Raw genomic sequence first — 25916 nt, 5'->3', positions numbered from 1 at the left:
CGTCGCACCCGGCACTGACAACGCCGCCGGCCCGCGGCTCAGCCCGTCGCGCAGCCGCCGTCCGGTGCCGGTACCCGTGCCCGGGAGGCCATCACCGCGATGTCGTCCTCGGCGCCCGGGCCGAAGCGGTCGAGCACGGCGTCCAGGAGTTCCTCCAGATCGCCGCTCCCGGGCAGGGTCAGCTCCCTGAGCCGGCCGACGGACACGTCGATGTCCTCGCCGCGCCGCTCCACCAGTCCGTCGGTGTACATGAACAGCACGGTGCCCGGTCCGCACTCCACCCTCGTCGTCCGGTAGCCGCCGAAGCCGGTACCGAGCGGCGGGCCCGCGGCCACGTCGCCCAGCCAGGTGCCGGCCGGGCCGGGGTCGATGAACACCGGCGGCAGATGGCCGGCGCTGGACACCTGGCACACCCCGCCGGCCCGGTCGACGACGGCGATCAGGCAGGTCGCGGCCCGGTCGAGCCCGGACCGTTCGACCATCCGGTCGAGCTGCTCCAGGATGCGGTGCGGCGGGAGTTCCTCGTCGGCCAGCAGCCGCAGCAGCGAGCGGTAGTGGCTCATCGCGACGGCCGCCTCGACGCCGTGCCCCATCACATCGCCCATCGCCTTGAGGTGGCGTCCGTCGGGCAGCGGGATGACGTCGAACCAGTCGCCGCCGACGAGCACGCTCCGGTCGGCCGGCAGATAGCGGGTGGCGATCTCGATGTGCGGGTGCGGCGCACGCGGCTCGGAGAGCAGGGAGCGCTGGAGCTCCAGCGCGATGGTGTGCTCGTGGGTGAAGCGGCGCGCGTGGTCGAGGTCGACGGCGGCCCGCCCGGCGAGCTCCCGGGCGACGACCACGTCCTCGTCCGTGAAGACGGGGGAGTCCCCGGCCCTGACCAGGCCGAGGATGCCGATCGGACCGCTGCGGACCGTGACCGGCACGATGACCGCCGAGTGCATCCCGAGGGCCCGGTAGGCGGCGACCCGTTCGGGTGAGGGCGCGGAGCGGCCGAGCTGCTCGTCGCCGGTGAGGTTCTCCACCACGGGCTGGTTGGTGGCCAGGCAGCGCGGTACGGCCGAGTCCTCCTGGTAGTCGATGTAGTCGCCGGCGACTCCGAACCGCTCGACCTCCTCGCGCAGCCCCGGCACCGCCGTCAGGGCCGCCCGCCGCAGCCGGATCACGCCGGGCGGCGCGGGCCGCACCGGCGGGGCGACGTCCGGCGGGAAGACCTCGACGGTGGCGAGGTCGGCGAGGGCCGGGACGACGAGGTCGACGAGCTCGGCGCAGGTGGTGTCCATGTCGAGGGTGGTGCCGATCCGGGTGCTCGCGGTGTCCAGGAGGTTCAGGTGGCGCCGGGCCTGGGCCAGCTGGCGCTGTTCCTCGTCGGAGGCCATGACCTCCAGCACGATCCCGGCGAGGCCCACGACCCGGCCGCCCACCTCCAGCCGGTGGTAGGCGCCGTGCCAGTAGCGCCGGGCGGTGCCGGACTCGGCCGGGGTCCGGCCGCTGGAGGTGATCTCGCGGGCCCGGCCGTCGGCCAGCACCTCGCGCATCATGTCCTCGCGGGCGTCGACCTCGGGCAGCACCTCGGCGACCGTACGGCCCAGGTGCGCGGCGGCCGGGACGCCGTTGAGCCGTTCGAGGGCCGGGTTCACGTACAGGTAGCGCAGCCCGGTGTCGAGGACGCCCACTCCTGCCGTGGTGCCGTCGATCAGAGCCGCGAGCGCCGCGATGTCGAGCGGCAACGGACCGTCGGCGTGCACATCGGCCTGCAAGGCAACCTCCTGGGGCAGGGCGCGGGCCGCCCGACTGCCCGGCCCTTCATCGTCGGCCGACCGCACCCGGCGCGCATCCGCAGACCGCCCGCCGCCCCCGTTCAGTGCAACGGCATCGCGCCCCCGGTCTCCGGCCTCCCCCGGGGCACCAGCACCGCGGACACCGCCGCGCAGCCGCCCGCGCTGACCGCCAGCACCAGGAACGCGTCGGCGAAGCCGGTCACCGTGCCCGGGGCGCCGCCGATGCCCGCGGCGGCCACCGTGGACACGACCGCGACCCCGATCGACCCGCCCACCTCGTGGAAGGTGTTGACCACCCCGGACGCGAGGCCCGCCTCCCCGGGCGCGACCATGCCCAGCGCCGTCGTGGTGGCGGTGACGAAGACCGCGCCGAGACCGAAGGCGGCCACCGCGAGGCACGGCAGCAGCACCCCGTACACCCCGCTGTCCGCGTCGAGTCCGGCCAGCGGGGCACAGCCTGCGGTGGCGACCACCATCCCGCCGACGGCGGTGGCCCGGCTCCCCGCCGACGTGACGAGCCGCGAGCCCAGATGCGCGCCTGCGCCGACGGCCACCGCCACCGGCAGGAAGACGAGACCGGTGCGCAGCGCCCCGTAGCCCCGGCCGTGCTGGAGGTAGACCGAGCCGAGGAAGAAGAACGCGATGAGCAGCCCGGTGGCGATCAGCATCAGGAACGCGCCGGCCAGGACCGGCCTGCGGGTGAACATCCGCAGGTCCATCAGCGGCTCCCGCGCGACCCGTTCGACCGCCGCGAACCCCGCGTACAGGAGGACGGCGGCCAGCAGCGGGAGCAGGGTGCCGGGCGCGCCCCAGCCGCCGTCCCCGGCCTCGACCAGTCCGTAGATCAGCGCGCCGGTGCCCGCGGTGACGAGGACCGCCCCGGGCACGTCGAGCCGGGCCGGCGGCCGGGGTGTGCGGGCCGGCACGAAGGCGGGGAGGGCGGCGAGCAGGGCGATGCCGACGGGCACGTTGACGTAGAAGACCCAGCTCCAGCCCGGCCCGCCGGCCAGCGCGCCGCCCACCAGCACCCCGATCGCCGATCCGGTGCCGCCGATCGCGGCCCACACCCCGAGCGCCCTGTTGCGCGCGGGGCCGTGGAACGAGGTGGTGACGAGCGACAGCGCCGCCGGTGACAGCAGCGCGGCGCCCACGCCCTGCGCGATCCGGCCGCCGATCAGCACCGGGGCGCTGCCGGCGAGCCCGGAGACCAGCGAGGCGGCGGTGAAGACGGCCAGCCCGGACAGGAGGGTGCGCCGGGTGCCGAGGGCGTCGGCGAGGCGTCCGCCGAGCAGCATCAGCCCGCCGAAGCAGAGGGTGTACGCGGTGACCACCCAGGTCAGCGCGGTGCGGTCGAGGTGCAGGTCGGCGGCCATACCGGGCAGCGCGACGTTCACCACGGTGACGTCGAGCACCAGCATGAACTGGGCGGCGCAGATGAGTGCGAGCAGCACTCCGGGGCTGCGGACGGCAGGGGGCGGGTGGTGGCCGTGGGCGGTGGTCCGCGGGGTCGCGGGGGGCTGCGAAGGGGCGTCAGGGTTCATGAACTGAACTGTACGGCTCAGTACACATGAACTCAACCGTTCAGTTCAGGTCGCTGTTAGCATCGGTCCATGGACACCAAGCCCCGCCCTGCCGGACCCCGCGCCGAGGCCAAGCGGCAGGCCATCGTGAAGGCGGCCCGCGAGGCTTTCCTGCGGGACGGCTTCGGGGTCGGCATGGACACCATCGCCGCCGGGGCGGGCGTCTCGAAGGTGACGGTCTACAACCACTTCGGCAGCAAGGAAGCGCTGTTCACCGCGGTCATCGCGGGCGCACTCGACGAGCCGCTCGGCGGCGATTCGGCCACGGCGCTCGCCGGCCTCGCCGACGCCCCCGACCTGCGGGCCGCGTTCGTCGACGCGGCCCGCACCTGGGTGGCGGCCGTCCGCGGCAACGCCGAGGTGATCGCCCTGCGCACCCTCGTGGCCGCGGAACTGCACCGCTTCCCGGAACTCGCGCACGGCTGGCAGGGCCACGGCCCCGAGGGCCACCACCCCGCCGTCGCCGACGCCCTGCGCGCACTGGCGGACCGCGGCCGGCTCGTCATCGCCGACCTGGAGACGGCGATCATCCAGCTGTACGCGCTGCTGGTCTTCCCGCACCTGGTCTTCGGCTCGTACGGCACGACGGTCGACGACGACGCCACCGACCGGCTGATCACCCACGGCGTGGACATGTTCCTCGGCTACTACGCGCCGCCCGCCGCGTAGGACCCGGGAGTGGTGCCGAACGCCTGCCGGAACGACTGGATGAAGGCACTCGGCCCGCTGTAGCCGCACGCCACGGCGACCGCGGTGACCGATCCGCCCGAGGCCAGCAGCGTCAGCGCGTGGTGCAGCCGCAGCTGGGTGCGCCACTGCGGGAACGACATCCCGGTCTCCGCACGGAACAGCCGGCTCAGGGTGCGGGACGCCGACCCGACGGCGGCGCCCAGCTCGGTGAGGGTCCGCCCGTCCGCCGGGTCGTCCCGCAGGATCCGGGCGATGTCCCGCAGCCGCGCGTCGGCCGGTGACGGCAGACAGACGCCGAGCGGCTCGACCCGGCGCAGCTGGTCGAGCGCGACCCGCTCCAGGTTCCGCCGCTGCCGGGCGTCGCCGGTCAGCTCCGCGTCGTCCGTCAGACACGCCACGACCTCGCGCAGCAGCGGGGTGACGGCCAGCACGGTCGGCCGGTCGAGCCGCAGCGGGTTGTCCGCCGGGCCGAAGGAGAGCGCCCGCAGCTCCGTGGGGCCGTAGGCAAGGTGGGCGTGGACCACACCGGCCGGGATCCACACCGCCCGGTGCGGCGGCACGGCCCATACCCCGAGCGGCGTGGACACCTCCAGCACCCCGCGGGACGGGCAGACGAGCTGGTGCTCCAGGTGGTGGTGCCGCTCGATGCGCTCCTGGTGCGCGAGGGGCACCCGGGCCGGCCCGTGGAGCGTGCGGCAGGTTGGCGACATAAGTCGGCAGGATATCGATAGCCCGCTGACGGCCGCGGCCGGAATCCTCGAAGGGACCTCAGCAAGGAGCCCCGCACATGACCGGTCCCAGGGCCCGCCCGGCCCAGCCCGCCGCCTCCTCACCACCGGCTTCGCCCGCCCCGGCACAGCCCGTGTCCGCCTGGCGCCGGATGCGGATGTGGGGCGCGGCGCACGCCGTCGACGATCTCTACCAGGGGCTCGTCCCCGCCTGTGTCCCCTACTTCGTGCTGGACCGCGGCTACAGCTACGTCGCCGCCTCGGGGCTCACGCTCGCGGCGGCGCTCGGGAGTTCGGTCCCGCAGCCGTTCATCGGCGTCGCCGTGGACCGCTACCGGCTGAGCCGGCTCGCCCCCGCCGGACTCGCGGTCGCCGGCATCGGCCTGGGCCTGTCCGGTCTGGTCCGGCCGTACGCCGCGGTCTGGCTGCTGATCCTGCTCTCCGGTCTCGGCGTGGCGATGTTCCACCCGGCGGCCGGCAAGGCGGCCCGCGAGGCGGCCGGGGACAGCGCGTCCGCGATGAGCATCTTCGCGGCGGGCGGCAGCGTGGGCTTCTTCCTCGCCCCGGTGCTCGCGACCCCGCTCCTCGTCGCGATGGGGGTGGGAGCGACGGCGCTCTTCATCCCGCCGGCCGTCCTGATGGCCTTCGTCCTGCTCAGGCACCGCCCGGCCGCTGCCGCCACGCACCGGGCGGCGCGGGCGGGGCGGGACCGGTGGGGGCCCTTCCTCGTCCTGACCGGCATCGAGGTGGTGCGGTCGGTGGCGTTCTTCGGCGCGATCACGTTCATCGAGCTGTTCTGGATCCGCCATCTGCACTCCGGCCGGGGCATCGCGGGCGTGGCGCTCGCCTGCTTCCTCGTCGGCGGGGTGGCCGGCACGCTCCTCGGCGGCCGGATCGCCGACCGCATCGGCATGGTCCGTACGGTCCAGCTGGGCGGTGTCCTCGCCGTACCGGCCCTGGTCGCGCTGCGGCTGACCCCGGGCACGGTCCTGCCGCTGCTCTTCGCGGTCCTGGCGGGCCTCGCGCTGAACATCCCGTTCGCCGTCCTGGTCAAGCTCGGCCAGGACTATCTGCCGGGCCGCCCGGGCACCGCGGCCGGTGTCACGCTCGGACTGGCCGTCAGCATCGGCGGACTGATCGCGCCCGCGCTCGGTGCGACGGCACAGGCGTACGGCCCGCAGGGCGTGTTCACGATCCTGTGCGCGATCCCGGCCCTCGCGCTGCTGCTCGGTGTGTTCCTGACGGAACCCGACGGGGAACCGGCGGCCGCCGGCTGATCAGGACACCGGCAGCCGGTCCAGTTCCACGGTCCCCTCGTCGGCCGTGGCCCCCGGCGGCAGCCGCAGCGCCTCGGCGACGGGTCCGGGCAGCGGGCCCCGGTCCAGCAGCCCGGTGACCAGAGCGGTCGTCAGCCGGTGCCAGGCGGCCGCCCGCCGGAGCATCGGGTGGTCGCCGCCGTCCACGGTGACCAGACAGGTGCGGGCACCCTCCTTCCGGGCCCGTGCGGTGAGCGCGCGGGAGTCCGCCGGGTCCGTGACACGGTCCCGGCTGCCGTGCACGAGGACCACGTCCCGGCCGGCGAGCTGCCCGACCGGGTCACCGGCCGGGCACCACGGGGCGAGGCCGACCACACCCCGTACCAGCGGATGCCCCGCAGCGGCCAGCGCGGCCCGGCCGCCCATCGAGTGCCCGAGCAGCACCACCGGGATCTCCCCCGCCTCACCCCGCAGTTCGTCCAGCGCGCGCACGGTGTCGTGCAGCGGATCGGCCCTGGCCCCGTTCCAGCCGCGGTGCCCGTAACGGACGGCCCGCACCAGGACGTCCCCGGGCAGCGCCCCCCGCAGACCGCGCGCGAACGGGCGCATCCGCACCCCGGGCAGGTTCAGCGGCCCGGGCGGCGGCGCCCCGAGACCGGTCTCCCGGCCGCCGTGCAGGACCAGTACCGCGGCGGCGGGCGGTCGTTCCTGGGGCATGCGTACCTCCGGGTAGGTGAGGGCGGAGCCGTACGAGCATGCTGTACGGAGCACGGACAGCACCAACACAGCGCCGGACCTCTAAGGACATGACATGGGATCGTCACCGCAACTCGGCCAGCAGGTAGCGGACTTCACCCTCGCGGGAGGCGCCCTGAACGGGGACGCGTTCGAGCGCCGCGACTACACGCTCTCCGCCGCGCGCGGCCGGGCCGTCGTCCTCGCCTTCTACCCGGGCGACAACACGGCTGTGTGCACCAAGCAGCTCTGCTCGTACTCCTCGGGCATGGAGACGTTCGAGGGGCTCGACGCGGAGGTCTGGGGGATCAGCCCGCAGGACGTGGACAGCCACGAGTCGTTCGCCCGCGCCCAGCAGCTGCGGATGCCGCTGCTCGCGGACCCGGGCCGGGAGACCGCCCGCGCGTTCGGCGTCGCCGCGCCGGGGATCGGGGTGCGGCGCTCGGTGTTCCTGATCGACGCCGACGGGGTGCTGCGCTGGAAGCACGTGGCGCTGCTCGGGGCCACGTTCCAGTCGCTGGACACGCTCGCGGGCCACCTCTCCGGCATCAAGAACGCGTAGAACACTGCCGGTTCCCGGCAGTGTTCCCAGAGCGGCAGGTATGGGATCATCCAGCCAGTTCGACGGAAATCTACGGGGGATTCCGCAGCCGGGAGGGGTGATCACGTGACCTTGTTTCTCGGTCTCGGAATTGCGGGAGTCGTCCTGCTCGCCGTGTCCCTGGTCTTCGACGGGATCCTCGAAGGACTCTTCGGGGGCGTGCTGGACGGTCTCTTCAACGGGCTGCTCTCCCTTCCGGTGATCGCCGGTTTCGTCTCCATGCTCGGTTTCGGCGGCGCCATCGTGCTCGGCACGACCGGTGCCGGCACGATCGCCGCCGCCGCGGCCGGTGCACTCGCCGGCCTGGTCGCGGCCTGGCTGACCTGGAAGTTCAGCCAGGCCCTGATGCGGGATCAGACCACCGCCACCCCGCGCGGCGAGGATCTCGTCGGCACCGCGGGTTCCGTGGTCACGGCGATCCCGGCCGGCGGGTACGGCGAGGTGCTGCTGCGGCTGGGGGGACAGCCCGTGAAGCTCTCGGCGAAGAGTCAGGTCCCCGTCGAACGGGGCACCGAGATCTGGGTCGAGGCCACGCTCTCGACCACCTCGGTCTCGGTCCGTCCCGTCGAACGCTGAGCCGGCACGCCGGCCGGCCCGCCACCGCTCGCCACAGAACTGCCGTCCCCGTCGGGAGGCAGAGGGGGACACGTCCATGAGTCCAGTCCTGATCGCCATCGCCGGAGTCGTCGTACTCCTCTTCCTGCTCGCCCTCGCCGTCATCACCCGCTACAAGGTCGCGGGTCCCAGCCAGGCGTTCATCATCACCGGCCGCCGCGGCAAGAAGTCCGTCGACCCGGTGACCGGGCGGGCCAGCATCGACAACAGCGGCCAGAAGGTCGTCGTCGGCGGCGGCGTCTTCGTCGTGCCGTTCGTCCAGCAGAAGTTCACCCTGGACCTCTCCAGCCGGCACATCCCGGTCGCCGTGCGCGGGGCCGTCACGCTGCGCGGGGTCAAGTCCCACCTCGAAGGCGTCGCCATCGTCAAGGTCGGCGGCAGCGAGGACGCCATCCGGGCCGCCGCCCAGCGCTTCCTTCAGCAGCAGAACGGCATCGTCGGCTTCACCCAGGAAGTGCTCTCCGGCGCGCTGCGCGCCATCGTCGGCCGGATGTCGGTCGAGGACATCATCCGGGACCGGGCCGCCTTCGCCGGCCAGGTGGCGGAGGAGGCCGAGGCCAGCCTGTCCGGCCAGGGCCTGATCCTGGACGCCTTCCAGATCCAGGACATCACCACCGAGGGCTCCTACCTGGAGGACCTCGGCCGCCCCGAGGCCGCCCGCGCCAAGCAGGAGGCGGACATCGCCGAGGCGATCGCCCGCCGCGCCTCGGAGCAGGCCCGGCTGAAGGCCGCCGAGGAGATCGCCATCGCCGAGCGGACGTTCTACCTCAAGCAGGCCGAGATCAAGGCCGAGACGGAGGCGGCCGCCGCGAAGGCGAACGCCGCGGGTCCGCTCGCCGAGGCCGCGCGCCAGCAGGAGGTCCTCCAGGAGCAGGAGAAGGTCGCCCAGCGCCAGGCCGCCCTGACCGACCGCGAGCTCGACACCAAGGTCCGCAAGCCCGCCGACGCCGCCCGCTACCAGGCGGAGCAGGAGGCCGAGGCCCGCCGGATCGCCCAGGTCAAGGAGGCCGAGGCGGACGCCGAGCGCTCCCGGCTGACCGGTCAGGGCGAGAAGCTGCACCGCTCCGCGCTCGCCGAGGCCGTGCGCATCGAGGGCGAGTCCGAGGCGGCCGCCATCGCCGCACGGGGTGCCGCCGAGGCCGAGGCCATGCAGAAGAAGGCCGACGCCTTCAAGCAGTACGGCGACGCGGCCGTCCTGCAGATGCTGGTCGAGGTGCTCCCGCAGGTCGTCGCCAAGGCGTCCGAGCCGCTGAGTGCCATCGACAAGCTGACCGTCATCTCGACGGACGGCGCGAGCCAGCTGTCGCGCACGGTCACGGACAACGTCGCGCAGGGCATGGAACTCCTCAGCTCCACCACCGGAGTCGACCTCGCCGCGCTGCTGCAGAACCTCAAGGGCGCGGGCCCGAAGCCGGAGGTCCCGGCCCAGTCCGACGCTCCCGCCAAGCAGAACGGCAAGATCGAGATCGGCGACTGACACCCCGCGTCGACCCCCGCGTGCCCGGCCGGCTGCGCACCGGCCGGGCACGCGTGCGTAGCGGGGCGGCCGTGCGGGAGAACCCGTCCCCGCAAGGCGGCGGAACCCTCCGGATAGGGTAATGCGGAGCTAAAGAGATCACCAAGCGCATCGCGACAGCACGCCGCGCTCCTCGGGAGGAAGCCATGGGAACCCACCGCACCACGCTGCCCGGAGTCGGCGTGCAGTACGACTACACGACCGAGTCGGGGCAGCACATCTCCGTCGTCGTCCACCACGACGGGCGCCGGTTCATCGGCTTCTACGACCAGGACGATCCCGATTCCTGCCGGCTCTCCGTACCCCTGACCCCACAGGAGGCCACCGGGCTCGCCCACCTCATCGACGCGGCGCCGATCGACGCCGTGCGGACCGAGGGCATCGACCTCGTCACCGAGCACATCCCGCTCGGGACGCGTTCCCCGTACGGCGGCCGGCTGCTCGGGGACACCCGGGCCCGGACCCGGACCGGGGCCTCCATCGTGGCGGTGCTGCGGACCCACAGCGCGCATCCGTCACCCGGGCCGGACTTCCGGCTCGCCATCGGGGACACGCTCGTCGCCGTCGGTACGAGGGAGGGCGTCGACACGCTCTCCGAGATCATTGCGGAGGGCTGACCGTGCATGACACGACCGCACTGCTGGTGGAGCTCGGCTCCGTCATCCTGGGACTGGGCATCATCGGCCGGTTCGCCGGCCGGATAGGCCTCTCCCCGATCCCCCTCTACCTGCTGGCCGGACTCGCCTTCGGCGAGGGCGGGCTGCTGCCCCTCGGGGCGAGCGAGGAGTTCACCGCCGTGGGCGCCGAGATCGGCGTCATCCTGCTGCTGCTCCTGCTGGGGCTCGAGTACAGCGCGTCCGAACTCGTCACCAGTCTCAAGACCCAGTACCCGTCCGGTGCCGTGGACTTCGTCCTCAACGCGACCCCGGGCGCCGTCGCAGCCCTGCTGCTCGGCTGGGGGCCGGTGGGGGCCGTGGCGCTGGCCGGGGTCACCTGGATCTCCTCGTCCGGGGTGATCGCCAAGGTCCTGGCGGACCTGGGGCGCCTCGGCAACCGGGAGACGCCCGTCATCCTCGGGGTGCTCGTCATCGAGGACCTGTCGATGGCCGTCTACCTTCCGCTGCTGACCGCGATGCTCGCGGGCGTCGGCTTCGCCGGGGGCAGCATCGCGCTGCTCGTCGCGCTCGGCACCGTCGGGTTCGTGCTCTACCTCGCGCTGCGGCACGGCCGGCTGATCAGCCGGGCGGTGTCCTCCGACAATCCGGAGATGCTGCTGCTCGTCGTGCTCGGGCTGACCGTCCTGGTCGCCGGGGTGGCCCAGCAGTTGCAGGTCTCGGCGGCCGTCGGCGCGTTCCTCGTCGGCATCGCGCTCTCCGGCGAGGTCGCGGAGGGGGCGCGCAAGCTGCTGACCCCGCTGCGGGACCTCTTCGCCGCCGTCTTCTTCGTGTTCTTCGGGCTCTCCACCAACCCCGCGGAGATCCCGCCGGTGCTGCTGCCGGCCGCGCTGCTGGCCGTCGTCACCGTCTTCACCAAGATCGCCACCGGCTGGTACGCCGCCCGGCGGGCGGGCATCGGATCGCGCGGGCGCTGGCGGGCGGGCGGCACGCTCGTGGCCCGTGGCGAGTTCTCCATCGTCATCGCCGGTCTGGCCGTGGCGACCGAGCCCCGGATCGGGCCCATCGCCACCGCGTACGTGCTCATCCTGGTCATCGTCGGCCCGCTCACCGCGCGCTGGACGCAGCCGGCCGTCGAACTGATCCGGAAGTGGCGCGGCGGCGACGACGGACCGGCCGCCACCACCACCGGGACCGGCGACACCGGTGGCATGGCCACCGTGCACGTCCCCGCTCCCAAGGAGGAGCAGAAGCTCTCGGCGACCACGGACTGACCCCGGGATGCCGGGCGGGGCCGGGGCGCCGTCAGGCCTCGTGGACCGCGGGGAGGTCGGGCGCCCAGCCCAGCGGGTAGGCGTCCGCGGGCACGGCCGGCTCGCCGCCCGCCGCGGTGAACGCCGTCAACGCGTCGATGAGTGCCGTCCGCTGCTCCGGCGCGAGGCGTTCGACGATGCCGGCGACCTCCCGGCGGCGGGCGGCCGTGACGTCCTCCACCAGCCGGCATCCCTCCGGCGTCACCCGCAGCGAGGTCTCCCGGCGGTTGGCCGGGTTGACCTGGCGCTCCGCAAGACCGGCGGTGATCAGCCGGTCCACCATGCGCATCGCGGTCGACGGGTTCACCCCGAGCCGCTCGGCGAGCGAGACCAGCTTGGCGTCGCCGTGTGTGGCGAGGACGACGAGCAGCCGGAACTGGGGCAGCGTCACCCGGTCCTCGACGGCCGCCAGCGAACGGGCGGAGACGGCCACCAGCAGTCTCGACGCGGTCAGCACCGCACGCGTCACCGCGTCGACGTCGTCCCTGCCCGGGTCGACCGGTCGTTCCTCAGATGACTGTTCGTGCGCGGCCATGCCTCTTTCTACCGTGCCGGCAAGCCGGACTCGACTCCGTACCGCGCCGAGGCCGAAACGGTGTCGAACCGGTACCGAATCCCTGGCGTGCGGCCATGACACCACCATTGGACTGTGCAACGTTTGCACAGTGATGCATGAATCCGGGCCGTCGCCCGCACCTCAGCGCCCACCCCTGCCGACCGGACTGCGGCGTGCCGCCTTCCGGCTGCCGCTCCACATGTTCCGGGCAGGGCTCGGGCCGCTGTTCCGCGGGCGGCTGCTGCTGCTCGTCCACACCGGGCGCACCTCGGGGCTCCCCCGCCGGACCGTGATCGAGGTCGTGGAGTCCGCGCCCGTCGACGGCCGGCGGAGCTGGACGGTCGCGTCCGGCTTCGGCCCCGGCGCCGACTGGTACCGCAATCTGCGCCGTACGCCGCAGGCCACCGTGCAGGCCGGCCGCGCGTTCCACGCGGTGACGGCGCACGTCCTGCCGACCGAGGAGGGCGGCGAGCTGATGGCGCGGTACGCGCCGCGCCACCCCCGGACCGCCCGCCGGCTCTGCGCGTACATGGGGTTCACGGTCGACGGCAGTACGCAGGACTACCGCCGGGTCGGCGAGTCCCTGCCGTTCGTCCGGCTGGTGGAGGGCACCGGGCCCGGCGGCGGCCGCCGGGAGACCGGCCGGTGAGCTCCTCGGCCCGGGTGCGTCAGGCGCGGGCCGGTTCGGTCTCCTCCACCAGGTGGGGGCTGGGCGCGCCCCTGCGGTAGAGGATCACCGTGATCAGCAGGCCGAGGGCGAAGAAGCCCGCCGACCACCAGTACGCCGTGGAGTAGCTCTCCAGCTGGGCCTGGGCCACGGCCTCCGGCGTCGGTTTGCGGCCCACCAGATAGTTGGTGGCGGCGCTGGTGGCGAGGGTGTTGAGGAGCGCCGTGCCGATGGAACCGCCCACCTGCTGGCTGGTGTTGACCATCGCCGAGGCCACCCCGGCGTCCCGCGGCCCCACTCCGGCGGTGGCCAGGTTCATCGCCGTGGCGAAGACCATGCCGAGCCCGAGGCCCAGGCAGAGCAGCGGCGGCAGCACATGGGCGAGATAGCTGCTGCTCAGGTTGAGCGCGGTCAGCCACACCATGGCGGCGGCCGCGATGCCCATGCCGAGCGGCACGATCGGTTTGGCCCCGTAGCGGGGCACGAGGGCGTTGGTCGTCACCACGGATGTCACGATCATGACGGCGACCATCGGCAGGAAGGCCAGACCGGTGGAGACCGGCGAGTAGGCGAGGCTCTTCTGCAGGTAGTACGTGAGGAACAGGAAGACGCCGAACATGCCGCCGCCGGAGATGAACATCGCGAGGAACGACGCCCCGCGGTCCCGGTCGAGCACCACCCGCATCGGCAGCAGCGGGTGCTCCGCCCGGGTCTGCCACCAGGCGAACGCGGCGAGGAGCACCGCACCGGCCAGCAGGAAGCCCCAGGTCTGCACCGAACTCCACGGATGCGTCTCGGCGTTGGAGAAGCCGAACACGATGCAGAAGAGGCCGGCCGAGACCAGTACGGTCCCCGGGATGTCGAGCTTCGGGCGGTCGACGGGCGCGCCCGCGGTCAGCAGGCGCCAGCCGCCGACGAACGCGACGAAGGCGAACAGCAGGTTCACGTACAGGCACCAGCGCCAGTCCAGATACTCCGTGAGCACCCCGCCGAGCAGCAGCCCCACCGCGCCGCCCGCACCCGCGATGGCGCCGTAGATCCCGAAGGCCTTGGCCCGCTCCTTGGGCACGGTGAACGTCGTGGTCAGGAGCGAGAGCGCGGCCGGGGCGAGCAGTGCGCCGAACATGCCCTGCAGCGCGCGGGCCAGCACCAGGATCTCGAAGCTCGGGGCGGCGCCGCCGATCGCCGAGGCGACCGCGAAGCCGACGAGCCCGATCAGGAACACCACCCGGCGGCCGACCAGGTCCGCGATGCGTCCGCCGAGCAGCAGCAGCGAGCCGAAGGCGAGGGCGTACGCCGTCACGATCCACTGCCGGTTGCCGTCACTGAAGCCGAGGTCCTGCTGGGCGGAGGGCAGCGCGATGTTCACGATCGTCGCGTCGAGGACGACCATCAGCTGGGCCAGTCCGATCACGCCCAGGACCCACCACCGGTGGGAGGGACCGCGCTCCCGGCCCGGCCCCGGTCCCTGTGGTCCCTGTCCGGGAGCGGCCGTGGAGGCCGCGACGGCGGCCGGCCGGCCCTGCTCTCCGTCCCCGGCCGGGTCCCCTGGCTGACGCGCATGACGGGCCATGGTGCGGTTCTCCCTCGCTGCACACGACACCGGAATCCCCCGAGTGATCACGCTAGGCGGAGGTGGGCGTCCCCGCATTCGGGGAGGGGTGGCGAGGGGTGATGCTGCCGGGACCCGGCAGCAGCGGCCGGGGGCCGGCCGCTCAGACGTCCTTGGCGGGCCAGTCCAGCAGCCGGGCGCCGATGACCGCGGTCTGCAGGGTGTAGCGGTGCATCGGGTCGGACGGGTCGGAGCCGGTCAGCTGGTGGATGCGCTCCAGCCGGTAGGTGAGCGCGCGCACGCTCAGCGCCAGCCGGCGGGCCGTCTCGGCCGCGACACAGCCCGCGTCGAAGTACACGGAGAGCGTCTTCAGCAGCGGCTCCGCGCCGCCCCGCGCCTGCTGGAGCGGGCCGAGCTCGCTGCGCACCAGATCGGCCATCGCCTGCCGGTCCCGGGTCAGCACCGGATAGACCAGCAGATCGGCGGAGTACAGCACCGGGTCGTCCAGACCCATCCGGTCCGCGAGGTCGAGCGCGTCCAGCGCCTCGTCGTACGACTGGACCACACCGCCCGGGCCCCGGTGGGCCCGGCCGACGGCGACCCGGCCGCCGTCCGTCGCCGCGTGCGCCTGCTTGGCGAAGTACCGCAGGACGTCGGGCTGGCTGCCGGGCGCGATGCATATCAGCCGGCCGTCCTTGGTCGTGAGAAGGATCTTGCGGCCGCTGAAGCGGGCCAGCAGCGCCGACTCCACCTGCCGCGGCACGGCGTCCGTCTCCGTGTACGCCTCCGGTCCGGCCGCCACCGCGACGGCGTGGGCGCGGGAGAGCCGCAGGCCGAACCGGGTGGCGCGCTCGGCGAGCCGGCCCAGGTCGCTGCGCCCGTAGAGCAGGTCGTCGATGAACTCCCGGCGCGCGGCCTCCTCCCGCCGGACGGTGAGGCGCTGCGCCCGCTCGAACCCCTCGGCGAACGCGTCGACCGACTGCTCCACCGCGGCCAGCACGCTCTCGGCGGCCGCGGCCGTGGCGGACGCCGTCGCCCCGGGGGCGCCCGCCGGCCAGCCGGTGCGGGTCTCGGCCAGATGCATCCGGACCAGGGCGCGCAGCTGGTGACCGGCCTCGGCGGCCTGCCGGCCCAGCGTGCGGCGGATGTCGAGCTCCTCCCGGGTGAGCCGACGGCCGGAGACGGCCACTTCACTCAGGATCCGGGCGTAGCCCTCCAGGAAACTGCCGGGGATCTCCGGTTCCGCCACGCGTCCGCCTCCACTCCTCATGCGTCCTTGATATTTACACAACGCATACGGACGCATGCCGGTGCCCGGCATGGAGGGCTCCGAAAGATTGCCGGGTCCCGGCAGTGCGCCGCTCCGGACGCAAATGACACGATCCTGTCAGCACCGACCGGGGGACCACGGGGGAAACACGGCGGTGCACGGGGGACGGGGGAAGACCCGGCTGCTGCGGTGCCGCCGAACGCGGCGTCGCAGCACCGGGGTCGCCGCCGGACCCTGCACAGGCACCGGCAGGCACTGCCGGCGGAGCGGGCGGGGGGTGGGACCGATGCAGGAGTTTCTGACCGCGACGCTGTCCTTCCCGGCCGTACTGTTCTCCGCGGCGCTCGTCGTCGTCATCGCCTTCTGGCTGCTCGTCCTGGTCGGCGCGGCCGACCACCACTCCTTCGACGCGGACCTGGACGCGGACCTCGCCGGGATCGGCGGGGTGCCCGTCACCGTCTCGGTCTCCGTGATGGTGGCCGTCGGCTGGTTCAGCGCCCTGACCGGTTCGGTCCTGCTGCACCGCAGCGGCACCGCCGGCACCGCCCGGGCCGTGCTCGCCTTCGGTGTCCTCGCCGGGGCGCTGCTGATCGCCTGGGCCGTGGCGCGGCTGCTCGTCCACCACTTCCGCCGCTTCTTCCCGGACCAGCCCCCTCCATCGCGCCAGGACTTCCTGGGCCGGGTCTGCACGATCCGCACGGGTTCGGTCGGTACGGACTTCGGCCAGGCCGAGGTGGCCGCGGCCGACGGATCCACCGCGATCGTCCAGGTGCGCCAGTTGCAGCCGGGCGACACGGAGTTCGCCGCCGGGAGCGCGGGGCTGCTCTACGCGTACGACGACGCGGGCGAGTTCTTCTGGGTCTCGCCGTACGACCGTGCGCTCGACCCGGGCCCGCCGCACCGCACCGTCTGATCCGGGCACCCGCACACCCCGTCCGCACCCCACCGGCCCGCTCACGCCGCCCGGCCCCTTGCCGCGCCCTGCCGCGGCCGCGCGCCTCTCCGCTCGCGCACTTCCCACGTTCCGTACCACCAGCCGCCAAGGACTGACATGGAAGCCATCTCCTTGGGCCTCGGCCTGCTCATCGCCGTGGTCCTGCTCATCGCGATCGCCCTGCTGCTGATCGTCACCCGGCTCTTCCGCAAGGTGGAACAGGGCAAGGCCCTGATCATCTCCAAGACCAAGAAGGTCGACGTGACCTTCACCGGTGCCGTCGTCCTGCCGGTGCTGCACAAGGCCGAGTCCATGGACATCTCGGTGAAGACCATCGAGATCCGGCGCACCGGGCGCGAGGGCCTGATCTGCCAGGACAACATCCGCGCCGACATCCACATCACGTTCTTCGTCCGGGTCAACAAGACCGTCGAGGACGTCATCAAGGTCGCCCAGGCCATCGGCACCGAGCGGGCCAGCGACAAGGTGGCGATCCAGGAGTTCTTCGCCGCGAAGTTCTCCGAGGCGCTCAAGACCGTCGGCAAGCAGCTGGACTTCGTCGACCTGTACACCAAGCGCGAGGAGTTCCGGGACCGCATCATCCGGGTCATCGGCACCGACCTCAACGGCTACCACCTCGACGACGCGGCGATCGACTTCCTCGAACAGACCCCGATGGTGCAGCTCGACGGCGCCAACATCCTCGACGCGCAGGGCATCCGCAAGATCACGGAGCTGACCGCGATCGAGCACGTACGGACGAACGAGTTCCAGCGCACCGAGCAGAAGGAGATCACCCGGCAGGACGTCGACGCCCGGGAGACCATCCTGGAGCTGGAGCGCCGGCAGGCCGAGGCCGAGATCAAGCAGCGCCGCGAGGTCGAGACGCTGCGCGCCCGCGAGGAGGCGGCCACCGCGCGGGTCCAGGAGGAGGAACGCCTGGGCGCCCAGGCCGCGTTCATCCGGACCGAGGAGCAGCTCGGCATCCAGCGGGAGAACCAGGCGCGGGAGATCGCCGTCGCGCAGAAGAACCGCGAGCGGGTCATCGCCGTGGAGAACGAGCGCATCGAGAAGGACCGGCTGATCGAGGTCATCGGCCGCGAACGGCAGACCGAGCTCAACCGCATCGCCGCGACGAAGGAGGTCGAGGCGGAGCGCCGGGAGGTCGCCGACGTGATCCGGGAGCGGATCGCGGTGGACCGTACGGTCGCCGAGCAGGAGGAGTCCATCAAGACGCTGCGGTCGGTCGAGGAGTCCGAGCGCACCCGCAAGTCGGTGATCATCGCCGCGGAGGCGGAGGCGCAGGAGCAGCTGGTCAAGGACATCAAGGCGGCCGAGGCGGCGGAGGCCGCGGCCACGCACCGGGCGGCGGAGCAGCTGACCCTGGCGGAGGCCCGGCTGAAGACCGCGGACCTGGACGCCCGGGCGAAGCTGCGGCTGGCCGAGGGCGTCCGGGCGGAGTCGGCGGCGCCGGGCCTCGCGGATGTACAGGTACGGGACGCGGCGGCCGAGGTCATCGAGAAGACCGGCCTGGCCGAGGCCGAGGCGACGTCCGCGCGGCTCAGGGCCGAGGCGGAGGGCTCCCGGCTCAAGGCGCTGGCGGCGGCCGAGGGCACCCGGGCCCAGGCGACGGCCGACGCGGCGATGATCGGCGAGAAGCTGAAGGCCGAGGCGGCGGGGCTCACCGACAAGGCGGCCGCGATGGCGGCGCTGGACGACGCGTCGCGCGGGCACGAGGAGTACCGGCTGCGGCTGGCCGCGGAGAAGGAGATCCGGCTGGCCGGCCTGGACGTGCAGCGGCAGGTCGCCGAGGCACAGGCGACGGTGCTGGCCACGGGTCTGGAGAACGCCGACATCGACATCGTCGGCGGGGAGTCGGTCTTCTTCGACCGGCTGGTCTCGTCGATCTCGATGGGCAAGAGCCTGGACGGGTTCGTCGAGAACTCGGACACGGCGAAGGCGCTGGGCGGGGCGTGGCTGAACGGCACGTCGTCGTTCACGGAGGACCTGACGCGGGTGCTGGGGTCGGTGACGTCGGGGGACGTGCAGAACCTGACGGTGTCGGCGCTGCTGATGCGGATGATGGCCGCGCCGGGGGTGGGTGCGGGTGCGGATGCGGACCGGGTCCGCGAACTCCTGGACCACGCGCGGTCCCTGGGCCTGGCGGACCTGCCGGTCGGCGCGGTCCCGCCGCCGTCCCGCAACGGCACACCGGTGCCGTAGCCGGGCCCGCCGCCCGCTGTCCCCGATCGCCGGACGGGCTGGAGGGCCCCGCCGCCTCACGGCAACGGCGGGCATATCAAGCCCGTCCGGCGATTGAGGACAGACGGCGCCACCAGGAAACCCGCATCCAACTCAAGCCCGTCCGGCGATTGAGGACGGACGGCGCGCGACCGGAGAACCCGCACCCACTCCACGCCCCCGCCAGGGCACCGCACCCCACCTCCACCCCGTAAGGAGCCGCACCGCATGGACACCGTCAGCCCGACGCCCCCGGGCGGGACCGAGGACGCCGGATACGACGTGTTGCGGCGGCGGCTCCGGGACCGGGCCGCCGAGCTCACCCGGCGGGCCGAGGCGCTCAACTCCCGGCGGACCGAGGAGTTCGGCTCCACCGGACTGCGGCTGCTCGGCAGCGAGCGGGTCCGGACCGCCCGGCCCTCCGTCCCGCGCGACCTCGTCGCGATCGGCGGCCGGCTCCTGTTCGGCTTCGAACGCGGACCCGCAGCCACCAGCACCCAAGGGCCCGCCGTCGACGACGTACTCGCCCTGTACGACGCGGACTTGAAGGACGGGGCCCCGGCCTCCGCCCCCGCCCCCACCCTCCTCGCCGACGAGGACTTCGTACGCGAGTTCAACGGTCTCCATCGCTACTACCGCGACGCCAGACTGCTCCGCCTGCGCCGCACCGAGGGCCGGCTCCTCGCCGTGTTCCGTACCGGCGAGACCGCCGAGGACATCCGCGTCCTGCGCTGGGCGCTGAACGCCGACGGATCGCCCGGCGCGTTCCTCGACGCCCGCGGCGAGCGCGACCACGTGTTCCCGCCGTCGCACGAACTCACCTGGACCGCCGCGGGGCGCGAGGCCCACATCGCGGGCCCGCACCCGCACATCGCCGTCGGCGCGACCGGCGACGGCGACCCCGCCCCGCTCTTCGTCAGCACCCTCGGCGGACACCTCACCCTCAAGACGTCCGACGACACCTCGACCCCCGACGGGATCTACCGGGAGCCGGTCACCGAACCCCTCCAGTCGCTCGCCGACGCCGAGGTCGAGTACGCGAGGACCGGACCGCTCGTCCTGCTCCGCATCCGGCCGTACAAGGAGGGGACGAGCCGCCATCTCGTCTTCAACCAGCTGCTCGGGACCGTGCAGCGGCTGGACGGGATCGGTCCGGCCTGCCACCGGCTCCCCGAGGACCAGGGGATCATCTTCCCCGGCGGCTACTACCTGACCGCAGGCACCGCGAAGACCTTCGACATCGCCGAACCGCTCACCGACCCCGTCTTCGAGGGGGCCGTCCGCTCCCCCAACGGCGAGGACGTGCTGTACGTGTTCCGTTCGCGGGACGACGGGCGCAGCCTGCTGCTGCCGTACAACGTGATCCGGCAGGAGGTCGCCACCCCGCTCCAGGGCCGCGGCCACGCCCTGCTCGACGACGGCACGCTCGTCCTGCTGCGGGACCCGGTGGAGGGGCCGGACGGCGGTCCGGCCCGGGTTCACGCCGTGCAGCGCTGGCAGACGCCGTACGTCTCCGACACCTACGCCGCCTCCCGCCCGGCGGGCACGGGCCCGCTGGCCCGGGTCGGCAACGCCGACCTCGTACGCGGCATCTCCGACTGCCTCGCGCTCGCGCAGGGCGCGGCCGACCCCGCCCCGACCGGCGCGGGATACGCGCGCCTGGTGGCCGACTGCGCGCGCGCCACCGACCGCTACCACTGGCTGGACGAGAGCGAACTGGGCTCTCTCGGTGCTCCGCTGGCCGAGCTGCGTGACACCGCGCAGCAGGTGCTGGCCGAGTTCGACGCCGTCCGGGAGCAGACCAGGCATGCCGCCGAAGCGGTCGAGGAGACCGCGGAGCGGATCACCGCACTGGTGCGCCGGGTCCGCGGCGAGGCGCCGCGCTCGGCCGCCGACTGGGTCGGCCGGCTGACCGAACTGCGGCACGCCCACGGTCATCTGGCGACCCTCGCGGAGATGCGGTACGCGGACACCGGCCGGATCGCCGAGCTCACCGCCGCCACCGCCGACGACCTCACGGCGGCGGGGCGGCGCGCGGTCGCGTTCCTGTCCGGGGAGGACGCGTTCGCCGGCTGCCACGAGGACGTCGCCCGGCTCACCGAGGAGGCGGGTGAGCTCGCGACCGTCACCGACGCCTACGCGCTCGGCGAGCGGCTGGCGGGGATGACGGACGGGCTGAGCACGGTGACGGACGTCGTCACCGGTCTCGACATCGGTGACGGCGTGGTCCGCACCTCGATCCTGGAGCGGATCGCGGAGGTGCTCGGCGGGGTGAACCGGGCCCGCGCCACGCTCGACGCCCGCCGCCGCACGCTGCTCGACCGGGAGGGCCGGGCGGAGTTCGCCGCCGAGTTCGCCCTGCTGGGACAGGCCGTCACGGCCGCGCTGGCCGCCGCGGACACCCCGGACGCCTGCGACGACCAGCTCGCGCGGCTGCTGCTCCAGCTGGAGAACCTGGAGGCGCGGTTCGCCGAGTTCGACGACTTCCTGGCGGAGCTGGGCGAGCGGCGGACGGAGGTGTACGAGGCGTTCTCGGCCCGCCGTCAGACCCTTCAGGACGCTGTCGCCCGCCGCACGGAACGCCTCGCCGGCTCCGCGGCCCGGGTCCTGGACACCGTCGCGCGCCGCAGCGCCGCGCTGCCCGACGCGGACGCCGTGCACACCTACTTCGCCTCCGACCCGATGGTCGCCAAGGTCCGCCGCACGGCCGGCGAGCTGCGGGCGCTCGGTGACACGGTGCGCGCCGGGGAGCTGGAGGGGCAGCTGCTCGCCGCCCGCCAGGAGGCGGGCCGGGCGCTGCGCGACCGCAGTGAGCTGTACACGGACGACGGGGCGACGATCCGGCTGGGCCGGCACCGGTTCGCGGTGAACACCCAGCCGTTCGAGCTGACCCTCGTCCCGCAGGGCGAAGGCCTCGCGTTCGCCGTGACCGGGACGGACTACCGGATGCCGGTCACCGACCCGGAGTTCGCGGCCACCCGCCCGTACTGGGACCAGTCGCTGCCGTCCGAGTCCCCGGCCGTGTACCGGGGCGAGCACCTGGCGGCCCGGCTCCTGGCCGAGCAGGGCGCGGACCGGCTGACGGCGCTGGACGACGGTGAACTGGCCACCCTGGTACGGGAGTCGGCCGCCGCCTCGTACGACGAGGGCTATCAGCGCGGGGTCCACGACGAGGACGCCACCGCGATCCTGGCCGCCCTGCTGCGGCTGCACACCGGCGCGGGTCTGCTGCGCCACCCGCCCGCCGTGCGGGCCGCCGCCCAGATGTTCTGGGTCCACGGGGCGGACGAGGCCCGCCGGACGTCCTGGACGCGCCGGGCCCGCTCCCTGGCGCGCGCCCGAGAGACGTTCGGGCTCACCCCGGCCGTCGACGCGCTCCAGGAGGAGTGGGCCGCGGCCATCGACGTGGACGGTTCCGCCGCCGTGGCCTCGTACCTCTTCGAGGAGCTGACGAGCGGCCCGGACGGGTTCGTCACCGGCGCCGCCGTCCGCGGCTTCCTGGACAAGTTCCGCCGCACGGCGAGCAGTTCCGCGTACGACGACGATCTCACCGCACTCGGGGACGACCTGCCGGCCCGCCGCCAGCTCGTCGAGGGCTGGCTGACCTCGTACGCGCGGGCGAGCGGGACGGACCTCGACGCGGGCGATATCGCGGAGGCCGTCGCCGTCGAACTGTGCCCGGAGCCGCTCCTGACGCGGTACGAGGGCGACGCGCCGCTCACCGCGACGGTGGACGGGCTGCTGGGCGTCCACCCCCGCGTCGAGCGCGGCCGCCTCACCGTCCGGATCGACGAACTCCTCTCCCGTACGGCCGGGTTCCGCGCCCGCACCGTCCCCCGCTTCCGCGACTACCAGCGGCGGCGCACCGCCCTGGTCGCCGCCGAGCGCGCACGGCTGCGGCTGGACGACCACCGGCCCCGGGTCATGTCGGCGTTCGTCCGCAACCGCCTGCTCGACGAGGTGTACCTGCCGCTGATCGGCGACAGCCTCGCCAAGCAGCTCGGCACCGCGGACGCCGGCCGGCGCACCGACTCGCAGGGCCTGCTGCTGCTCGTGTCGCCGCCGGGCTACGGCAAGACGACGCTCATGGAGTACGTCGCCGACCGGCTCGGCCTGGTCCTGGTCAAGATCAGCGGACCCAACCTGGGCCACGAGGTGACCTCGCTGGACCCCGCGCAGGCTCGCGGCGCGACCGCCCGCCAGGAGATCGAGAAGATCAACTTCGCACTGGAGGCGGGCAACAACACCCTCCTCTACCTCGACGACATCCAGCACACCTCCCCGGAGCTCCTCCAGAAGTTCATCCCGCTCTGCGACGCCACCCGCAGGATCGAGGGCGTACGGGACGGTGAGCCGCGCAGCTACGACCTCCGGGGCAAGCGGTTCGCGGTGTGCATGGCGGGCAATCCGTACACCGAGTCCGGGGAGCGGTTCAGGGTCCCGGACATGCTCGCCAACCGGGCGGACGTCTGGAACCTCGGCGAGGTGCTGAGCGGCCGCGAGGACGTCTTCGCGCTGAGCTTCGTCGAGAACGCGCTGACCGCCAACCCGGTGCTGGCCCCGCTCGCCGGGCGCTCCCGGGAGGACCTCGCCCTGCTCCTGCGGCTCGCCACCGGCACCGACAGCACCGCCCGGGCCGAGCACCTCCAACACCGCTGCGCCCCGGCCGAGGTGGAACGGATCACCGCCGTGCTGCGTCATCTGCTGCACGCCCGCGACACCGTCCTCGCGGTCAACGCCGCCTACATCGAGTCGGCCGCGCGGACGGACGGCACGCGCACCGAGCCGCCGTTCAGGCTGCAGGGCTCGTACCGCAACATGAACCGGATCGCGGAGCGGATCGTGCCCGTGATGAACGACGCCGAGCTGTCCGCGGTCATCGACGACCACTACGCCGGCGAGGCCCAGACGCTCACCTCGGGCGCCGAGGCGTCCCTGCTGAAGCTCGGCGCCCTGCGCGGCACCCTCACCCCCGAACAGGCCGCGCGCCGGTCCGCCGTGTCGGCCTCCTACGTCCGCGGCCAGGCGCTCGGCGGACCGGACGGCGATCCGCTGACCCGGGCGGTGGCGGCACTCGGGCTGCTCGCCGACCGGATCGCGGCCGTCGAATCGGCGATCAGCCGGGCGGCGGACCCGCGCCATCCGCGCTCCGGGCCACCGGCCGGGACACACGAGGACCACTGATCCGTACCGGACTTCCGAAGGGAGCAGGGCATGCTGGGTCATGTGCCCCCACTTCCGCAGCAGCCCCAACGCTCCCCGTTCTCCGGACACATGGTCGTCTGCGGCGACGACGCACTCGCACAGCGGCTCGCCGTGGAGCTGCGTTACGTGTACGGGGAGCGGGTCACCCTCGTCCTGCCGCCGGAGCCGGGCACCGCGAGAGCGGAGCTGCCGCTGACCGGGCGCGGCCGGGCGGCCGCCCTGTTCGGCCGGATGTCGTCGGCGATGAACCGCAACGGCGGCCTCGGCAACGGCGGTTCCGGGGGCGGCGACAGTGACACGAACGCGGGCGTGGAGGCGATCCGCATCCTCCAGGCGGCGGAGCCGTCCGACGAGGCGTTCGAGGAGGCGGGCGTCGACACGGCCGCCGCGCTGGCCCTCGTCTACGACGACGACGAGCGCAACATCCGCGCCGCGCTGACCGCCCGCCGGCTCAATCCCCGGGTCCGGCTGGTGATCCGGCTCTACAACCGCAAGCTCGGCCAGCATCTGGAGGCCCTCCTCGACCAGGCGGCCGCCGTCGCCTCACCGGGCCTCGACGCGACCGCGCTGGACGCCTCCACCACGGTCCTGTCCGACGCCGATACCGCGGCCCCCGCCCTCGCGGCGACCGCGCTCTCCGGTTCCAGCAAGGTGATCCAGGCCGAGGGCCTGCTCCTGCGTGCGGCCGAACGCACCCCGCCCCGGGCCGGCCAGACCGCCGACCCGGGCCTGTGCACCCTGGCCCTGCTCTCCTCCACCACCCATGACCCGGCCGGCACCGAGGGCTCGGACAGCAGCGGCGACGAAGGGCCCCAGCTCCTGCCCGACCGGGCACAGGTGGCGGCCGCGGGCGGCCGTGGCACCGTCGTCCTGGAGGCGGTCAGCCGGCCGGGCACCTCGGGCCGGCGGCCCCGGATGGGCGGCCGGGGCGCCCCGCTGAGCCAGGTCTTCTCCCGCCGGCTGCGCTGGTCCGCGCTGGGCGTGGGCACGGCCGTCCTCGGGCTGACCGTGGCGTCCACGTTCACCACCGGGGACCATCCGCTGCACGCCGCCTATCTGACGCTGCTCGACCTGTTCGCGATGGGCGACCCGGCGATCGGCGACCCGACCGCCCGCCAGGTCATCCAGATCCTGTCCGGGGTCGCCGGTCTGATGCTGCTGCCGCTGCTGGTGGCGGGGGTGCTGGAGGCCTTCGGATCGCTCCGGACCGCCTCCTCGCTGCGCCGCCCGCCGCGCGGCCTGTCCGGACACGTGGTGCTGCTCGGCCTCGGCAAGATCGGCACCCGCGTCCTGGTCCAGCTGCGCGAACTCGGCATCCCCGTGGTGTGCGTGGAGGACGACCCGGACGCCCGCGGCATCCCGGTGGCCCGGCGGCTGCACGTACCGGTGGTCCTCGGCGACGTCACCCAGGAGGGCGTCCTGGAGGCCGCGAAGATCCGGCGGTCCCGCGCCCTGCTCGCCCTGACCAGCATCGACACCACGAACCTGGAGGCCGCGCTGTACGCCCGCTCGGTCAAGCCGGATCTGCGGGTGTCGCTGCGGCTGTTCGACGACGAGTTCGCCACCGCCGTCTACCGCACCCTGCGCACCGCGCACCCGCACGCGCTGACCCGCTCCCGGTCGGTCTCCCATCTGGCGGCGCCTTCGTTCGCCGTCGCCATGATGGGCCGCCAGATCCTGGGCGCGGTGCCGGTCGAGCGGAAGGTGATGCTGTTCGCCGCCATCGAGGTGGCCGGGCATCCGCAGCTGGAGGGCCGGACGGTGGAGCAGGCGTTCCGGGCCGGCGCCTGGCGGGTCCTCGCCCTGGACGTGGCCCCGCCCGCCGACCGCCGCCCCGACCTGGCCGGCACGGGCCCGGACGCCGAGGGCCGGCCCGGCGGGCTGGTGTGGAACCTGCACCCCGGCTACGTCCTCCAGCCCACGGACCGTGTGGTGATCGCCGCGACCCGCCGCGGCCTGGCTGAACTCCTGCGCAGGCGGAGCTCGTTGTCCCGGCGCTGATGGCAGCGCGGACGGTGCCGGGAGCGCATCCGGGTGCCGGGAAATCCGGGTGCCGGGCACG

The 25916-nt window shown here is 73.7% G+C and carries 19 protein-coding genes; 12 read left to right on the top strand and 7 right to left on the bottom strand.

The annotated features are described in order from the left end of the window. Window positions 1-38: 38 nt before the first annotated feature. Both OG521_20735 and OG521_20730 read right to left on the bottom strand, forming a co-directional pair. Entirely contained in the window at window positions 39-1760 is a 1722-nt protein-coding gene (locus OG521_20735) for a SpoIIE family protein phosphatase (protein ID WUW23075.1), read from the bottom strand. 101 nt (window positions 1761-1861) lie between these two features. Further along, window positions 1862-3322, bottom strand: a complete 1461-nt coding sequence (locus tag OG521_20730; protein WUW23074.1) for an MFS transporter — start codon at window positions 3320-3322, stop codon at window positions 1862-1864. Window positions 3323-3391: 69 nt separating this feature from the next. Here OG521_20730 and OG521_20725 point away from each other — a divergent pair, with 69 nt between their 5' ends. Further along, window positions 3392-4030 carry a TetR/AcrR family transcriptional regulator gene (locus tag OG521_20725; protein ID WUW23073.1) on the top strand — a complete coding sequence of 213 codons (639 nt, stop codon included), beginning with the start codon at window positions 3392-3394 and terminating at the stop codon, window positions 4028-4030. On the opposite strand, the gene OG521_20720 is transcribed toward OG521_20725, so the two are convergent. Next, complete coding sequence (locus OG521_20720) at window positions 4009-4761, bottom strand: helix-turn-helix transcriptional regulator (GenBank protein WUW23072.1); 753 nt, start codon at window positions 4759-4761, stop codon at window positions 4009-4011. The two genes, OG521_20725 and OG521_20720, sit on opposite strands and share 22 nt — an antisense overlap. 176 nt (window positions 4762-4937) lie before the next feature. On the opposite strand from OG521_20720, the gene OG521_20715 reads away from it, so the two are divergent. Further along, complete coding sequence (locus OG521_20715) at window positions 4938-6056, top strand: MFS transporter (protein WUW26751.1); 1119 nt, start codon at window positions 4938-4940, stop codon at window positions 6054-6056. On the opposite strand, the gene OG521_20710 is transcribed toward OG521_20715, so the two are convergent. Beyond that, the gene (locus tag OG521_20710; protein ID WUW26750.1) at window positions 6057-6752 is read right to left on the bottom strand and encodes an alpha/beta hydrolase; all 696 of its coding nucleotides are present in this window, start codon (window positions 6750-6752) and stop codon (window positions 6057-6059) included. It abuts the gene before it with no gap. Window positions 6753-6846: 94 nt separating this feature from the next. On the opposite strand from OG521_20710, the gene OG521_20705 reads away from it, so the two are divergent. The 5 genes from OG521_20705 (at window position 6847) to OG521_20685 (ending at window position 11390) form a co-directional block, all read left to right on the top strand. Then, window positions 6847-7332 carry a peroxiredoxin gene (locus tag OG521_20705; protein WUW23071.1) on the top strand — a complete coding sequence of 162 codons (486 nt, stop codon included), beginning with the start codon at window positions 6847-6849 and terminating at the stop codon, window positions 7330-7332. A gap of 105 nt (window positions 7333-7437) precedes the next feature. Beyond that, window positions 7438-7947: a hypothetical protein gene (locus tag OG521_20700; GenBank protein WUW23070.1), complete on the top strand. Its 510-nt coding sequence runs from the start codon at window positions 7438-7440 to the stop codon at window positions 7945-7947. Between the two features lie 76 nt (window positions 7948-8023). Then, window positions 8024-9463 carry an SPFH domain-containing protein gene (locus OG521_20695; GenBank protein WUW23069.1) on the top strand — a complete coding sequence of 480 codons (1440 nt, stop codon included), beginning with the start codon at window positions 8024-8026 and terminating at the stop codon, window positions 9461-9463. A 185-nt stretch (window positions 9464-9648) separates the two neighbouring features. Continuing rightward, the gene (locus OG521_20690) at window positions 9649-10119 is read left to right on the top strand and encodes a potassium transporter TrkA (GenBank protein WUW23068.1); all 471 of its coding nucleotides are present in this window, start codon (window positions 9649-9651) and stop codon (window positions 10117-10119) included. A 2-nt stretch (window positions 10120-10121) separates the two neighbouring features. After that, window positions 10122-11390 (top strand): cation:proton antiporter, encoded by a 1269-nt coding sequence (locus OG521_20685; protein WUW23067.1) that lies wholly within the window; start codon window positions 10122-10124, stop codon window positions 11388-11390. Between the two features lie 31 nt (window positions 11391-11421). Here the strand turns inward: OG521_20685 and OG521_20680 are convergent, their stop codons facing one another. Then, window positions 11422-11964, bottom strand: a complete 543-nt coding sequence (locus tag OG521_20680) for a MarR family transcriptional regulator (GenBank protein WUW23066.1) — start codon at window positions 11962-11964, stop codon at window positions 11422-11424. Between the two features lie 133 nt (window positions 11965-12097). Here OG521_20680 and OG521_20675 point away from each other — a divergent pair, with 133 nt between their 5' ends. Next, window positions 12098-12634, top strand: coding sequence for a nitroreductase family deazaflavin-dependent oxidoreductase (locus OG521_20675; GenBank protein WUW26749.1), 537 nt, complete (start codon window positions 12098-12100; stop codon window positions 12632-12634). A gap of 19 nt (window positions 12635-12653) precedes the next feature. Here the strand turns inward: OG521_20675 and OG521_20670 are convergent, their stop codons facing one another. Both OG521_20670 and OG521_20665 read right to left on the bottom strand, forming a co-directional pair. Beyond that, the gene (locus tag OG521_20670; GenBank protein ID WUW23065.1) at window positions 12654-14225 is read right to left on the bottom strand and encodes an MFS transporter; all 1572 of its coding nucleotides are present in this window, start codon (window positions 14223-14225) and stop codon (window positions 12654-12656) included. A gap of 142 nt (window positions 14226-14367) precedes the next feature. Continuing rightward, window positions 14368-15453, bottom strand: coding sequence for a helix-turn-helix domain-containing protein (locus OG521_20665; GenBank protein ID WUW23064.1), 1086 nt, complete (start codon window positions 15451-15453; stop codon window positions 14368-14370). Window positions 15454-15760: 307 nt separating this feature from the next. Between OG521_20665 and OG521_20660 the strand changes: the two genes are divergently transcribed. The 4 genes from OG521_20660 to OG521_20645 all read left to right on the top strand — a co-directional run bounded on the left by OG521_20660 (window position 15761) and on the right by OG521_20645 (window position 25855). Continuing rightward, a complete protein-coding gene (locus tag OG521_20660) occupies window positions 15761-16387 on the top strand; it encodes a hypothetical protein (protein ID WUW23063.1) in 627 nt (208 codons plus the stop codon). Between the two features lie 138 nt (window positions 16388-16525). Continuing rightward, the gene (locus OG521_20655; GenBank protein ID WUW23062.1) at window positions 16526-18631 is read left to right on the top strand and encodes a flotillin family protein; all 2106 of its coding nucleotides are present in this window, start codon (window positions 16526-16528) and stop codon (window positions 18629-18631) included. Window positions 18632-18877: 246 nt separating this feature from the next. Then, a complete protein-coding gene (locus tag OG521_20650) occupies window positions 18878-23833 on the top strand; it encodes a DNA repair ATPase (GenBank protein WUW23061.1) in 4956 nt (1651 codons plus the stop codon). Between the two features lie 30 nt (window positions 23834-23863). Next, window positions 23864-25855, top strand: a complete 1992-nt coding sequence (locus OG521_20645) for an NAD-binding protein (GenBank protein WUW23060.1) — start codon at window positions 23864-23866, stop codon at window positions 25853-25855. Window positions 25856-25916: the final 61 nt, after the last annotated feature.

The sequence above is a fragment of the Streptomyces sp. NBC_01463 genome, from assembly GCA_036227345.1.
Taxonomy (GTDB): Bacteria; Actinomycetota; Actinomycetes; order Streptomycetales; family Streptomycetaceae; genus Streptomyces.
This window is presented reverse-complemented; position numbering and strand designations above follow the sequence as displayed.